The following is a 14,729-nucleotide window of genomic DNA, read 5'->3' on the forward strand; positions in this document are numbered from 1 at the left end:
TCAAATTTTCAAATTGAGAAATTTTCAAATTGAGTTATGCCGATCAATAATTATATCTATTTAGCAGTTGCGTTATTCAGCATTGGAGTAGCGGGTGTGTTAACACGCCGCAATGCTATCATCATTTTTATGTGTATTGAATTAATGCTGAATGCGGTGAACCTGTTGCTCGTTGCATTTTCAAAAATGCATTATGCTAATGCAGCAGCAGTTGACCCATCTTCAATTGTTGGAACAGAAGCACAATTGTTTGTATTCTTTATTATGGTGGTGGCAGCAGCAGAAGTAAGTGTGGGACTTGCCATTATTGTAATGATGTACAGGAATATTCACAGCGTGGATGTAAACTTTTTGAACAGACTTAAACACTAAAGCAGCAAGTACGAAATACGAAGTACGATCTACGGATGGTGTACTTCGTACTTTGTACCTCGTACTTAATATTATGAAGAGTATTATTGACCTGGTTTATTTGGTTCCATTGTTTCCGTTGATTGGTTTTTTGATCAATGGATTGGGAAGAAAAAATTTAAGCAAATCGCTCAGCGGCATTATCGGCAGTGGAGTAATTCTTGCGTCGTTTATTGTGAGCCTGTTGATCTTTAACGAAACAAGAGCAGAAGGTTTTATAGCAACAACAGTAAACCTGTTTGAGTTTATTAATGTAGCCGGACTCAACATTCCGTTTGCTTTCCAGGTTGATCAGTTATCTGCTTTATTCCTGTTGATCATCACCGGTGTTGGTTTTTTGATTCACGTGTATTCCACTTCTTATATGCACGAAGAAGCGCCGCATCATTATGCACGCTACTTCGCTTACCTGAATCTGTTTGTGTTTAGCATGTTGTTGCTGGTGTTGGGTGCTAACTACCTCATCATGTTTATTGGATGGGAAGGTGTTGGTCTTTGTTCTTATTTACTCATCGGTTATTGGTTTAAGAATAACGAATACGGCAATGCAGCACGCAAAGCCTTTGTGATGAATAGGATTGGTGATCTTGGATTTTTGTTGGGCTTATTCTTCATCATTCAACAGTTTGGGTCATTAACATACAGTGAGGTATTTGCTAATGCACAAGGAACAGATACAGCTATTTTAACTGTAATCACCTTGTTATTGTTTGTTGGTGCTACAGGTAAGAGTGCACAAATTCCTTTGTACACTTGGTTGCCCGATGCGATGGCTGGTCCAACACCTGTATCTGCATTGATCCATGCTGCAACGATGGTTACCGCAGGTATCTACATGATTGCACGCAGTAACATTTTGTACACGCTTGCTCCTGTTTCACAAACAGTAGTGGCAGTAATAGGTTTGGCAACAGCTATTCTTGCTGCAACAATTGCCCTCAAACAAAACGATATTAAAAAAGTACTGGCTTATTCTACAGTAAGTCAGCTAGGTTATATGTTCCTTGGTTTAGGTGTAGGTGCTTACACAGGTGCAGTGTTTCATGTAATGACACATGCCTTCTTCAAAGCATTGTTGTTCTTAGGTGCAGGTTCTGTTATTCATGCCATGCATCACGAGCAAGACATTCGTAAAATGGGTGGCCTGGCGAAAAAACTTCCTACAACACATTGGACATTCTTAGCCGGTTGTATTGCCATCGCCGGTATTCCTCCGTTCAGTGGTTTCTTTTCAAAAGATGAAATTTTGGTACATGCATTTGCTGCGAACCCAGTTTACTATGTAATTGGTTTAGCAGGTGCATTGATGACTGCGTTCTATATGTTCCGTTTATATGCAATGACCTTCAGAGGTACATTCCGTGGCACACATGAACAGGAACATCACTTACATGAAAGTCCCTGGCAGATGACGATGCCGTTAGTGGTGCTGGCAGTGTTAGCGATCGTTGCAGGTTTTGTTGGTATTCCTGAATTGTTTGCGGCTGATGCACATAAGCTGGAACATTATTTAGCGCCTGTGTTTAAAGCATCAACAGAAATTGCAGAAGCACATCACGTTGATCATAAAACTGAATATATTTTATTAGCTGTGAGTATAACGCTCATTGTTGTTTCCATTTTTTATGCGTTGAATCGCTTCAGTAAAAAACCAGAAACTGGCGAAGCAGAAGGTTTTGGAAAAGTATTGGCCAACAAATGGTATGTAGATGAATTGTACAACAGCATCATCACAAAACCATTGAATGGTTTGGGCGTATTCGCCAATCGTTTTATTGAGAAGAGTGGTATCGATGGAATTGTAAATGGTGTTGGCAAGAGTGTACAGTGGGGAGGTCGTCAATTGCGTTTAATGCAAAGCGGACAAGTTGGTTCTTATGTGCTCTGGATGGTGTTGGGTATTTTAATATTATTTGTGATCACAATTACAATCCTTAAATAAATCGGGTTAAAACTGTTTATGACTGCATTATTGTTGATATTGGTTCCGTTAATTGGTGGTCTTGTTACATTTTTTGTGAAACAGGAAAGCCAGGCAAAGCTGTGGAGCTTTGTGGTATCGTTGGTTACGTTGGCAGCAATGAGTGTTAACCTGTTGATGCATGATGAAGCTGGCAGAAGCTTTACAGCAGAATGGTTACCGATGCTTGGCTCATCATTTGCTTTACAAATGGATGGTGCAAGCACATTACTTTGTTTCCTTACCGCACTTTGTTATCCCATCATCTTTGCTTCTACATGGAAAAGCAGTTATGCATCACCCAATAGTTTTTATGGATTGATGTTACTGGCGCAAGCGGGCATCACGGGTGTATTTCTTGCCGCTGATGGATTGTTATTCTACTTCTTCTGGGAGTTGGCATTAATACCTGTTTACTTTCTCTGCAGCAAATGGGGTGGTGAAAAACGAATTGCAGTTACATTCAAATTCTTCATTTATACATTCATAGGTTCACTGTTGATGTTGGTTGGTTTGTTGTACATGTACTATCAAACCGCTGATCTATCATTCTCTATGCAATCATTGTATGCAGTGAAATTGAGCGGCGATCAACAATCCTGGTTGTTCTGGTTATTCTTTATTGCATTTGCGGTTAAGATGCCTGTGTTTCCTTTTCATACATGGCAGCCCGATACATACGAGCAATCACCAACAGCTGTAACAATGGTGTTGAGTGCATTGATGGTGAAGATGGGTTTATTTGCAGTGATCCGTTGGTTATTGCCGTTGTTCCCCGATGCTGCTGTGCAATATGATAATGTAGTGATTGGTTTAAGTGTGATCGGTATGATCTACGCCAGCATTCTTGCCATGCAGCAAGATGATATTAAACGTTTGATCGCTTATTCTTCCATTGCACATATTGGTTTGATGGCCGCTGCATTATTTGTAAACAACGAAAGCGGTTTGCAAGGTGCCATGATCCAGTTGTTCAGTCATGGTGTGAATGTGTTAGGTATGTGGATCGTAATTGAATTGATCGAACGCAGGTTCGGTACACGCAAGATGAGCGAGTTGGGTGGACTGGCGCAGAAAGCTCCGGGCTTGACTATTTTGTTGGTGATTGTTGCCTTAGCAAACGTGGCATTGCCACTCACCAATGCATTCATTGGTGAATTCTTAATGTTCAACGGCTTGTTCAAATTCAATGTTTGGTATGCAGCAGTTGGCGGATTGAGCATTATTCTGAGTGCGATCTATACGTTGCGTATGATCCAGAAAGTATTCTACGGCAACGAAAATACATTAACAGCAAAGGGAGAAGATATTACATGGTTTGAAAAAGCAAGTCTTGCTGTAATTGTTGTGGCCATTTTTGTAATGGGAGTTTATCCCAAACCGGTATTTGAATTAACTACAGATACTGTGACCTTGATACTGAGTGTGTTTAAATAATTTATTCAACGAAGAACGATGAACCTGATTTTAATTTCGGCGATTTGGGGTATTGTGATGATGTTCAGCGGTTTGTTTTTAAAAGACAAATCGTCTGCAAAAACTGTTGCATTGATTGGATCGATCGCTTTACTGATTGGTAACTTTTTTGATCTTTCCGGCAAAATGATCATCGACAGCAACTTTAATGGTATGCTGCAATACGAACGTTTTGGTTTGTTGTTCTTAACTGTTCTTGTGCTTGCGCTTATCATGTACATCCTGCTCAGCGGTAAAGATGTAGAAGCCGTGGGCAATCATCCGTTTGAATATTTTGCTTTGATCTTTTTTGTCATGAGTGGTGCAGGTTTAGTGGCCTTGTTCAATAACCTGCTGATTCTTTTCATTGGTATTGAGATCATTTCTATTCCTTTATACATTCTTACAGGGTCCGATAAACGAAACCTCAAGGGCAATGAAGCTGCATTGAAGTATTTCCTTATGGGATCATTCTCAACAGGTATCATGCTCATGGGTATTGCATTTCTTTATGGCGCAACAGGTTCTTTCCAGTTGGAACAATTATTGGTAACTGCACAGGATGATTATCAGGTCTTCATGTTGATCGGCATTGTAATGATCATGGTAGCATTAGCCTTTAAAGTATCAGCAGCTCCGTTTCATTTTTGGACGCCTGATGTGTACGATGGTGCACCAACCGTATTCACTTCTTTCATGGCAACCATTGTAAAAGCAGCGGTGTTCATTGGATTCCTGAATTTATTTGCAAATGCCTTTGGCGATAAAACAGCTAACTGGCAAATGACGATCGCTATTATAACGGCATTAACCTTGTTCATTGGAAATATTACGGCGGTTTATCAGCAAAGCGTAAAGCGTATGTTGGCCTACTCCAGTATTGCACAGGCAGGCTTTATGATGTTTGCGGTGTTTGCTATTAACGACATGTCGAAACAAGGATTGTTGTTGTACGCAGCTGCTTATTGTTTTGCTACTATCGGCATATTTGCCGTGTTGGTGAAAATGAAAGATTATACGTTCGATGGTTTCAATGGCCTTGCTAAAAAGCAACCGTTGGTAGCATTGGTATTAACTGTTTGTTTACTCTCTCTGGCAGGTATTCCTTCAACCGCCGGTTTCTTCGCTAAATATTTTGTGCTGGCAGCAGCTGTTAAAACAGGTACTTACTTGTGGTTGGTGATCTTCGCAGTTGTAATGGCAGCTGTGAGTGTGTACTATTATTTCCGTGTGATCCAGGCAATGTATTTCAAAGAAGGTGAAGGGCAGGAATTGGAAGTATCTGCTCCCTTTAAAGGTTTGTTGATTGTTGTGGCAGCCGTTATTATTCTGTTAGGTGTGTACCCAAGCATCTTGCTCAACTGGCTCACGATCTATTAAGTTTCAGTGACGGTATTTATTTGTCGCTTTTTTCATTCTTCAGGTGAAGTGCCCGTTTACGTAGTGCAGGGCAACCACTCATAGAAAGAACTTGTTTTTCGTGCAGGCTTTCTTAATTTCGGAGTGAAATAGAACGTTTGAAAACAAACTTCTGTTTTTATCATCTATTCAATATGACATTCTCTGACATTTTACGGCTTGCCTGGCGCACCATTCGATCCAACAGGTTACGGACAGGTATTACCGTTTCAATTATTGCATTTGGTATTATGGCGCTTATTGGCATTATTACGGCCATCGAAGCAATGAACCAGAGTTTGTATGAGAACTTCTCGATACTGGGAGCTAATTCATTCAGCATTCGTTTTAAGGAACGTAACATCCGTTTCGGTGGCAACCGCTCCCGTACCGATCTGACTAAATCAAAGAAAGGCGGTAATCGTGAACGAAACTCAAATCTCGACCGGGTGATCAGCTTTGAAGAAGCACGCCGTTTTAAAAATCAGTTTGGATTTCCTGCAACGGTAAGTATTTCAAAGTTTGCCAGCGGAAATGCAACCGTTGTGTTTGAAGATCAAAAAACAAACCCTACCGTACGGGTGATCGGTGGCGATGAAAATTACCTGATCAATAGCGGGTATGTGTTAGACCAGGGGAGAGATTTTAATAAACTGGATGTGGAGAGTGGACGGAATGTGGTGATCATTGGAAGCGATCTGGCAACAAAATTATTTAAGGGAAGGGCAAATTATGCCATCGGAAAATTGATCCGTATCGGATCAAACCGATACAGGATCATCGGCGTTTTAAAAGCAAGAGGTGCAAGTTCGTTCTTATCGTTGGACAATCTTGCGCTCATTACTTACAACAACGTTCGCCGGGTGTTCAGCAGCACCGGAAGCTACAGCATCACCATCAGGGCAAACGACTTTAAACAAATGGATGCGGCAGTGGGAGAAGCCACCGGTGTGTTCAGGCAGGCTCGTAAGCTCAATATTAAAGAAGCTGATAATTTTTATGTGGACCGAAGTGACAGCATTGTTGAAACACTGAAAAATACATTACGGTATGTGCGTTTAGCCGCCATGGTCATTGGTATTATTACACTTATTGGAGCGGCAATTGGTTTAACCAATATTATGCTGGTGGCGGTGAGCGAACGTACACGTGAGATCGGATTATCAAAATCATTGGGCGCAAAAAGTGGAACCATCCGTACACAGTTTTTATGGGAAAGCATTCTCATCAGTTTGCTCGGTGCTTTCTTTGGTATCGTATTGGGAATTTCTGTTGGTAACCTTGCAGCGGTATTCTTAAAAACAGGATTTATAGTGCCCTGGCTCTGGATCATTGCGGGTGTGCTGATCTGTTTTGTTACCGGTTTACTGGCAGGTTTATATCCTGCTATGAAAGCATCGAAATTGGATCCCATTACTGCATTACGCTATGAGTAAATTGAATGCATCTGTTCAAATATAAAAGAGAGCCGCTTCAAATGAAGCGGCTCTCTTTTTATAATGATCAACACTTGTTCCTTATCTTGGTTCAAGAATATTGGTGATACGATCGCTCAAATCCTGCAAGTGCAGTTTCGTCATTGCATCTGTAGTAAGAGGCAATGCAACTTTAATATCATTCTTCAGCGTACGCAATGTTCCTTTCAGAATTGAGTAAGCATCGGTATTCTTGATATTCAATGAAGGTGAAACCTGGAATGAAATACCAATGCCACCAAGTGTTAGCGGAGAAGCCCCACCCGGTAACAGAGTAATGATTCGTTCTACAAACATTTTCTGCAGATTACGACGATATACATCGGTTGCTTTACGTGTATACACTTCGCTGAAGATCGAACGACGAAGATCGTCCATTACTTCTGTTGCTTTGTATGCACTGTTACCTAATGTAGCTTCTGCTTCAAACAGTTTGGTCATGGTTGATCCGCTGATGATACGATTCAAAACAGATTCCTGTCTGTTTGCAATTATGATCTGCGGATTGATACCTGTACGGCTGAAGATATCGTTATTGATCAACCAGGTTGGGGTTGCAAACAACTGCTGGTTTAAGAAATTCATTGCTTCTTTTTGCGTTGCTTTTGGCGTAAACTCATACACAGGTCCTGCTTGCTCAGTCATTTTTGGTGTTTCATAAATACCGCCAATGTTTTTTGCAACATGACCCATGTAACGTCCGAATTGTGTTTGCACCTGATTGTACATTTCATCCAAACCTTCATAGCTTTCGTTTGGTTGTTTGGTCCAGTTGATTAAGTTCGGCACAATACGTTGCAGGTTCTTGATACCATAACCACTTGCTTTCATTGCATCGTTACCCAAATCTTCGTTTTGTGAACGTGGATCGTCAGGATTTGTTTCTGTACCAAACCAAAGACGTTTGTTTTTCAAACGCTCAGTGGTCATTTTTTGCAACACAGGAACTTCTGCTTCTGCTGTTTTGTAATCAGGCATCCAGCGGTAACCCCATTCGATCGCCCATTTATCATAATCACCAATACGTGGGAACAAGCCCAGTCTTGATATATTATCTTCCGGTTGTGCTACGTAGTTGAAACGTGCATAATCCATAATAGATGGCGTATGGCCATTTGCTTCAACCCATGCTTTATTACGAAGGCTGTCAACAGGAACTGTTGAAGAAGAACCATAGTTATGACGAAGGCCTAATGTATGACCAACTTCGTGTGATGATACAAAACGGATCAACTGTCCCATTAAATCATCATCGAGCACCATTGTGCGTGAACCCGGATCAACAGCAGCTGTTTGTATGAAATACCAGTTGCGTAAAAGGCTCATTACATTGTGATACCAGTTGATATGACTTTCCAGAATTTGTCCGCTGCGTGGATCGTGTACATTTGGTCCGCTTGCGTTCGCAACTTCACTTGGTTTATAAACAATGGCACTGAAACGTGCATCTTCCAAACTCCAGGTACTGTCTTCTTGTTTTGTAGGAGCCATTTTACCCATGATGGCATTTTTAAATCCTGCTTTTTCAAACGCAACCTGCCAGTCGTTTACACCATCGATCAAATACTTCACCCATTTTTTAGGTGTTGCAGGATCGATGTAATAAATGATCGGATTTTTAGGCTCCACCAATTCGCCACGCTTGTATTTTTCGATGTCTTCATCTTTTGGTTCGAGTTTCCAGCGAACCGCCATTTGAATTTCTTTTACACCCTGTGGGTTTGCATCGAAATCGGTATAGCGTCTTGTAAAGAAACCAACTCGTGGATCGAAATAGCGAGGCTTTGCAGGTGTTTTTGGCAACAATAACATTGAGCTGTTTAATTCCAATGTGAAGTTTGCACTACGGGCAGCAGCAGCAAACGGATTTGTTTGTGCACCGGGGGCAGCAGCACCACGGCCGAATGTTTTTACCGTTTTAATTTCAACATTCATCGGGTATGACTTGATACCAACGGTATAAGATTTGTCGGATTGAATAGCGCCCAATTGAAGACTTGCTTTGGAACCTGTATTAAAAAATAATACATCGTTATCGCCAGCAATATATTCTGTCATATCAATAACAGTAGAACGTGTATTGGTAACCGAATCTCTGCCATAGGCACTTACTGCAAACGACTGCATAATGGGTTGAATGTTTGAATTCACAACCGCATTGAACATGCCTTCTGCATCGCTTCCACGTTGATCGTAAGAAACTCTTCTTAAAAACACCCGGTTATTCGGGCCTTTTTCAAAACGGATCACGTTGTTATTTACAATATCACCTGCATAACCAGAAAAGCCATTGCTGAGGCCGCTTGCCGATTTTGAAATACGTGTAACAATAAGGATATCTCTGTTCAGCAAAGAATCTGGTAGTTCGAAATACGATTTGTCGTCAACCGTGTGCACCTTAAATAAACCGTCGTCGGTTTTGGCTTTATCGGTGATTACTTCTTTGTATGGCTTTGGCCCTGCAGTTGGACGTTGAGCCGCCGGGGGCATCATACCGGTTGGAGGTTGTGTACCATTGCCGGTTGGCGGGTTGCCGGGCCTGTTTTGTGCCACAGTAGTTAAAGCACCGCTCAGGAAAACGAGCAGGCATAACGATTTTACATTTTTCATCATACTTTTTATGGGGTTTAAAAAAATCGATTGAAGGTAATTGGAATAACCGAAACCTGAGTTATACAACCAACGAGTGGAAAAAGTTAAGGACAGACGGCGAATTGTGATAAATGGTGCAAACGATTGATAGAGAAAAGAAAAAATTAAAATGTTTGGGAGTTGCGGAAAATAAATATTTCCCTAACTTGTGCCACCCTGCATGAGGGAAATGGTTTGATTTTTTGAAAAGGAAAATTTCATAGAATTGTACCACTATTAAAGATTTTAAAAACTTACTTAATTAAAAACCAAAAAATCAATTGTCATGGCTGAAACTAAACCAACGGCAGCAAAGGCTGCAACTTCAGGTCAAGCAAAGCAGAGCAGCAACGTTATTTCGTGGATCGCACCAATCGTGTGTATCATTGCCGGTTACTCTATCTGGCGTTTTATTTTAGGTAACCCAAGTGGTTTTGATGAGCCCGCAACGGAAGGTTGGTTCTGGCCGAAACATCACAAACCAAAAGGTGCATTGAATGCGATTTATGAAGGTGGTATCATTGTACCGTTTCTGATCGGATTGTTCTTAATGGTATTTGTATTTTCTATTGAGCGTTTCCTTACCATCAGCAAGGCAATGGGTGCAGGTAACGTAACTGATTTTATCCGCAAAGTGCAATATCATCTTGCTAATAAAAATGTTGATGCTGCTTTGGCAGAGTGCGACAAGCAAAAAGGTTCTGTTGCAAACGTAATGAAGGCAGGTTTAAGAAAGTATCGTGAAATGACATCTGCAACAGATTTGGATCATGATCAAAAAGTAGGCGCTATTCAAAAAGAAGTAGAAGAAGCTACCGCACTTGAATTGCCAATGCTTTCAAAGAACCTCGTGTTCTTATCTACCATCACTTCACTCGGTACATTGATCGCCTTGTTGGGTACGGTATTAGGTATGATCCGTTCATTTGCCGCTCTTGGTAAAGAAGGTGGTGGTGGTGATGCAGGTGCCTTGGCCCTTGGTATCTCTGAAGCCTTGTACAACACAGCTTTGGGTATTGCCACTTCGTCGTTCGCCCTCATCATGTACAATATCTTTACAACAAAAATCGATTCGATCACATACGGTATCGACGAAACAAGTTTCACATTAACACAGAGTTTTGCTACTCAGTATAAATAATCAAACCAATCTTCCGAAAAAATAATCGGAATGATGGTGTGGAATTTAGCTGAAATTGAATCTTCATATTTCAAAACTTTCAAGTAATGTCTAAACTCAATAAAATAGCCAGGAAGAGTACATGGGTGGATATGACGGCCTTTGTGGACGTAGCGTTCCTTATCCTGTCGTTCTTCATGCTGGCAACAAAATTTAAGCCACCTGAAGTGGTTAAAATTGAGAATCCAAAGTCGGTTTCTTCTGAGAACGTGAAAGATAAAGATGTTTTAAAAGTATCGTTTGATAAGGACGGAAGAGTATTCATCAGTTTTAGTAACGATAAGGATGGCAAAGAAAAAGCCCAGCTTACAGCAGAGGTGCTCAGCCGGCAGAAAGGCTTGGGTCTTACACCAACTGAAATTTCCAATTTTATCAAATTCTCGGTAGGCGGTATCGGTGTACCCGTTCAAAATCTGAAAAGCTTTCTGGCTTTCAGTGATGATGAGTACAAGTCGTTTCAACAGCCCGGTATACCTGTATCAGATACATTGAACAATCAGTTGAACGATTATCTGGGTGCAATGTTAACCGGAACCGGCGGCCGTCGCCCGGCAAATGTGATGTTAAATGGCGATAACGCAACAAAATATCCCTACTTCAAAAATGTATTAGCTGCATTTAAAAAGAATGGTATTTTCTCGTTTAAGTTGGTAACATCGCTAGAAGGGGTTCCTTCGGGCACACCTTTGTACAAAACACAGAATAAAAAATAATTTAGTTAACATTAAATCACTGAACAATGGGAGCAGATGTATCAGCACCGGAAGGTGGGGGTCATAAAAAAGGCCCGGGGGTCAAGAAACAAACCCGTAAGGATACCAAGGTGGACATGACACCCATGGTGGATCTCGGATTCTTGCTTATCACTTTCTTCGTGTTTACAACGACAATGAGCACGCCCAAAGCGTTTAAGCTGAACGTTCCTGACGATACTGCCAAGGACGAAGAGCAAACAGAAGCAAAAGCTTCGGGTGCGTTTACGGTATTGCTCAGTAAAGAAAATCATGTGTATTTCTACGAAGGCCAGTTAGACGCTGAAGGAAAAAACTTTAAGTCGTCCAATTTCAAGGAAATCCGTGCAGAGCTCCTGCGTAAAAAGGCCAACACTCCGGAAAAAGATTTCGTAGTGATCATTAAACCAAATGAACAGGCCAGTTACAAAAACGTAGTAGATATGCTGGATGAAATGCAGATCCTGGAAATTAAGCGTTATGCAGTAGTGGATATTGCCGAGGGTGAAAATGCCTTGATTGGCGTTACCGAAGGTACTCCTGCCGGTGGCAAGTAATGGTACGTATGGAATTTTCTGATTGCAGCATCTAATATTAAAACCGTTAATTATGGAAGTAAACAAAATATTAAGCGCCGATTTTCTCGACATCCTGTTCGATGGCAGGAATAAGGAATATGGTGCTTATGAACTCCGCAGAAACTACCGCAAGCGGTTAACAACTGCATTGGCAATTACGGCCGGATTGGCCTTGTTGATCTTTGTAGCGGTGATCGTGAGCCGCAGCGTATCGGCCAATGAGAAAACAAAGGTTAAGTCAACCGATGTTACTCTTTCAGAGATTAAGCAGGAAGAGCCGGTTAAAATTGAACCGCCACCCCCGCCACCTCCTAAGCAGGAGCCACCAAAAATTGAGATCACCAAGTTTACTCCTCCAAAAATCGTTGAAGACGAAAAGTTTGAAGAGAAAAACGAAGTGAAGGAACAGGAAGAAATTACCAACGTAGGTAAAATTGACCAGGAAGGTATTAAGGATCCCGAAATTGTGAATCCTCCTAAAGTGGAAGAAGAAACAAAAGTAGTGGAAGCTCCAAAAGAAGATCCCAACCAGGTATTTACCAAAGTGGAAGTGGAAGCCCAGTTTCCCGGTGGTGAAGGTAAATGGAACCAATATGTACAACGTGCCGTTGAAAAAAATATTGACGACCTCGTTGATGATGGTCAGGCTGGTACATGTGAGGTTCAATTCATCGTGGACAGAGAAGGTAACGTAAGTAATGTAGAAGCATTAACCATGAAAGGTTCGGTACTTGCACGTATTGCAACAGATGCGATCCGCAAAGGACCTAAATGGATTCCCGCTATTCAAAACGGCCGTCAGGTAAAAGCATGGCGTCGTCAAAAAATTACGTTCCGTCTGCCAGACGAACAACCCTAAGACCTTTTCAAGAAGGAATATACAAGCAAGTTCCCCATCGGTTTTTCCGATGGGGATTTTTGTTTTTGTCCGACGGTTTTTGTTGACAGTAAAAATTTTTTGTTGTTATGGATTTTGTTGTTGTTATCATCTCAGTATAAAACAACGCTTATGTCTGCAATAGAAAATACAAACGACAAACGGGCCGTCCGCATCGACTTTGCACCAATGGTTGACCTTGGATTTTTGCTCATTACCTTTTTTGTTTTTACTACTTCCTTAATGGAGCCAAAGGCATTTGGTTTGCATATGCCGGAAGATGGTATAGAAACGCAGGCACCCTTATCTGCAACCATTACACTAACCCTATTGGAAAACGGACGTATTGATTATCTGGAAGGCAGTGAAGCACATGTATTGACCAAGGGCAGCACACATTTGTATCAGCAACAATCGTTGCGTAAGCATTTGCTTGAAAAGCGAGAACGTATCATTGAACAACTCGGTTCTGATGAACAATACACCGTGCTCATTCAACCAACATCACAAACGAATTACAAAGAAATGGTGGATGTATTGGATGAAATGACCATCACCGGTATTAAAAAATATGTGCTGTTGCAGGATAAAGCAAATTAGGGATGTGGCTATTCTCTTCCATCGGGCTATTTTTGCATTATGCTTGGAAAATTAGTAGGCTGGGATGATACGATCGTTGCATTGGCTACTCCGCACGGTGTTGGGGCAATTGGAGTGATCCGTTTAAGCGGACCAAAAACAATTGACATCGTTAATCAATTATTCCCTTCGAAGGATCTGTCAAAACAAGCATCACACACGATTCATGTTGGGTTGTTGAAAGATGGAGAACATGTGTTGGACGAAGTAGTAGTGTCGTTATTTAAAAATCCGAAAAGTTATACCGGCGAAGATGTGATCGAAATTTCCTGTCACGGGTCTCCATTTATACAGGAACAAGTCATCAACACACTTGTAAAGCACGGAGCACGTTTGGCAAAGCCGGGTGAATTTACACAACGTGCTTTTTTGAAAGGCAAGCTTGATCTTACTCAGGCGGAAGCAGTGGCCGATCTTATAGCCAGTAATACAGAAGCATCGCAAAAAACAGCGCTGCATAATATACGTGGCGGTTTTTCATTGGTATTAAAAGAATTGCGGGAACAACTGATCACATTTTCTGCATTGATCGAACTGGAGCTTGATTTTTCGCAGGAAGATGTGGAGTTTGCCGACCGTACAAAATTTTACGAACTCATTCACCGATCACAAAAAGTAACTACCGACCTCTTGCAATCGTTCCAGTTAGGGAATGTGATCAAGAACGGTGTAAGTGTTGCTATTGTGGGCAAACCCAACGCAGGCAAATCCACGTTGTTGAATACACTGCTCAATGAAAACCGTGCTATTGTAAGTGAAATAGCAGGTACAACGAGGGATACGATTGAAGAGATCATCAATATCAACGGAATTTTATTTCGTTTAATTGATACAGCAGGCATCCGTAAAAGTACAGATGCAATTGAAGTGATCGGTGTTGAAAAGAGTATGGAAAAAATGCAGCAGGCCGATCTTGTTCTTTACCTGTTTGATGTGAACAGTGAATCACAAGCTGAGTTAGAAACGGCATTACAGCAAGTGCAGGAGCAGAATAAAAGTTACTTGTTGATCGGCAATAAAGTTGATCTGCTGGGAGAAGAAAATGCACAACAAAAATTTTCAGGCGATGGCGTATTTTTTATAGCTGCCAAATCAAATAAGCACATTGATGTATTGAAAGAAAGGTTGGTTGATAAAATTGTACAGGGAACCATTCAGCCGGAGAATACGATTGTTACCAATGCCAGGCATTATGCAGCGTTACAGGAAGTAGAAAAATCGCTTGTTGATATAAAAGCAGGACTTGATAATAAACTTTCAGGGGATCTGCTTTCCTTGGACATCAGACGATGTTTGCATTTTCTCGGAGAGATCACCGGAGAGATCACCAATGAAGACCGGTTGGATTATATTTTCAGTAAGTTCTGTATCGGAAAGTAAAAAGCGTCGCCAAT

Annotated in this window: 12 protein-coding genes; 11 read left to right on the plus strand and 1 reads right to left on the minus strand. The window is 41.2% G+C overall.

Features of this window, described 5'->3' with window-relative positions:
• The first annotated feature begins 36 nt into the window (after positions 1-36).
• From nuoK to WG989_RS08920, 5 genes are all read left to right on the plus strand, one after another.
• On the plus strand, positions 37-372 hold the full coding sequence (gene nuoK / locus WG989_RS08900) for an NADH-quinone oxidoreductase subunit NuoK (RefSeq protein ID WP_340428782.1): 336 nt from the start codon (positions 37-39) through the stop codon (positions 370-372).
• 73 nt (positions 373-445) lie between these two features.
• Positions 446-2,353 (plus strand): NADH-quinone oxidoreductase subunit L, encoded by a 1,908-nt coding sequence (gene nuoL, locus WG989_RS08905; protein ID WP_340428783.1) that lies wholly within the window; start codon positions 446-448, stop codon positions 2,351-2,353.
• An 18-nt stretch (positions 2,354-2,371) separates the two neighbouring features.
• On the plus strand, positions 2,372-3,808 hold the full coding sequence (locus WG989_RS08910; RefSeq protein ID WP_340428784.1) for a complex I subunit 4 family protein: 1,437 nt from the start codon (positions 2,372-2,374) through the stop codon (positions 3,806-3,808).
• Positions 3,809-3,826: 18 nt separating this feature from the next.
• Positions 3,827-5,206: an NADH-quinone oxidoreductase subunit N gene (locus WG989_RS08915; RefSeq protein WP_340428786.1), complete on the plus strand. Its 1,380-nt coding sequence runs from the start codon at positions 3,827-3,829 to the stop codon at positions 5,204-5,206.
• Positions 5,207-5,379: 173 nt separating this feature from the next.
• Entirely contained in the window at positions 5,380-6,660 is a 1,281-nt protein-coding gene (locus WG989_RS08920) for an ABC transporter permease (protein ID WP_340428787.1), read from the plus strand.
• Positions 6,661-6,741: 81 nt separating this feature from the next.
• Here WG989_RS08920 and WG989_RS08925 read toward each other — a convergent pair whose 3' ends face one another.
• Positions 6,742-9,312 carry a zinc-dependent metalloprotease gene (locus WG989_RS08925; protein ID WP_340428788.1) on the minus strand — a complete coding sequence of 857 codons (2,571 nt, stop codon included), beginning with the start codon at positions 9,310-9,312 and terminating at the stop codon, positions 6,742-6,744.
• Between the two features lie 304 nt (positions 9,313-9,616).
• Between WG989_RS08925 and WG989_RS08930 the strand changes: the two genes are divergently transcribed.
• The 6 genes from WG989_RS08930 (at position 9,617) to mnmE (ending at position 14,715) form a co-directional block, all read left to right on the plus strand.
• Entirely contained in the window at positions 9,617-10,471 is an 855-nt protein-coding gene (locus WG989_RS08930; protein ID WP_340428791.1) for a MotA/TolQ/ExbB proton channel family protein, read from the plus strand.
• Between the two features lie 86 nt (positions 10,472-10,557).
• On the plus strand, positions 10,558-11,223 hold the full coding sequence (locus tag WG989_RS08935) for an ExbD/TolR family protein (protein ID WP_340428792.1): 666 nt from the start codon (positions 10,558-10,560) through the stop codon (positions 11,221-11,223).
• A gap of 26 nt (positions 11,224-11,249) precedes the next feature.
• Positions 11,250-11,798: an ExbD/TolR family protein gene (locus WG989_RS08940; protein WP_340428794.1), complete on the plus strand. Its 549-nt coding sequence runs from the start codon at positions 11,250-11,252 to the stop codon at positions 11,796-11,798.
• A 52-nt stretch (positions 11,799-11,850) separates the two neighbouring features.
• Positions 11,851-12,678 carry an energy transducer TonB gene (locus WG989_RS08945; protein WP_340428796.1) on the plus strand — a complete coding sequence of 276 codons (828 nt, stop codon included), beginning with the start codon at positions 11,851-11,853 and terminating at the stop codon, positions 12,676-12,678.
• Positions 12,679-12,828: 150 nt separating this feature from the next.
• On the plus strand, positions 12,829-13,296 hold the full coding sequence (locus tag WG989_RS08950) for an ExbD/TolR family protein (protein WP_340428797.1): 468 nt from the start codon (positions 12,829-12,831) through the stop codon (positions 13,294-13,296).
• A 39-nt stretch (positions 13,297-13,335) separates the two neighbouring features.
• Positions 13,336-14,715, plus strand: a complete 1,380-nt coding sequence (gene mnmE / locus WG989_RS08955; protein ID WP_340428799.1) for a tRNA uridine-5-carboxymethylaminomethyl(34) synthesis GTPase MnmE — start codon at positions 13,336-13,338, stop codon at positions 14,713-14,715.
• Positions 14,716-14,729: the final 14 nt, after the last annotated feature.

The organism is Lacibacter sp. H407 (assembly GCF_037892605.1).
Taxonomy (GTDB): Bacteria; Bacteroidota; Bacteroidia; order Chitinophagales; family Chitinophagaceae; genus Lacibacter.

Bases quoted from the DNA above. Each gene is read 5' to 3' on its own strand.
- WG989_RS08930 (WP_340428791.1), top strand. From the start codon at position 9,617: ATGGCTGAAACTAAACCAACGGCAGCAAAGGCTGCAACTTCAGGTCAA.
- WG989_RS08945 (WP_340428796.1), top strand. From the start codon at position 11,851: ATGGAAGTAAACAAAATATTAAGCGCCGATTTTCTCGACATCCTGTTC.
- WG989_RS08920 (WP_340428787.1), top strand. From the start codon at position 5,380: ATGACATTCTCTGACATTTTACGGCTTGCCTGGCGCACCATTCGATCC.
- nuoL (WP_340428783.1), top strand. From the start codon at position 446: ATGAAGAGTATTATTGACCTGGTTTATTTGGTTCCATTGTTTCCGTTG.
- nuoK (WP_340428782.1), top strand. From the start codon at position 37: ATGCCGATCAATAATTATATCTATTTAGCAGTTGCGTTATTCAGCATT.
- mnmE (WP_340428799.1), top strand. From the start codon at position 13,336: ATGCTTGGAAAATTAGTAGGCTGGGATGATACGATCGTTGCATTGGCT.
- WG989_RS08910 (WP_340428784.1), top strand. From the start codon at position 2,372: ATGACTGCATTATTGTTGATATTGGTTCCGTTAATTGGTGGTCTTGTT.
- WG989_RS08925 (WP_340428788.1), bottom strand. From the start codon at position 9,312: ATGATGAAAAATGTAAAATCGTTATGCCTGCTCGTTTTCCTGAGCGGT.
- WG989_RS08935 (WP_340428792.1), top strand. From the start codon at position 10,558: ATGTCTAAACTCAATAAAATAGCCAGGAAGAGTACATGGGTGGATATG.
- WG989_RS08950 (WP_340428797.1), top strand. From the start codon at position 12,829: ATGTCTGCAATAGAAAATACAAACGACAAACGGGCCGTCCGCATCGAC.
- WG989_RS08915 (WP_340428786.1), top strand. From the start codon at position 3,827: ATGAACCTGATTTTAATTTCGGCGATTTGGGGTATTGTGATGATGTTC.
- WG989_RS08940 (WP_340428794.1), top strand. From the start codon at position 11,250: ATGGGAGCAGATGTATCAGCACCGGAAGGTGGGGGTCATAAAAAAGGC.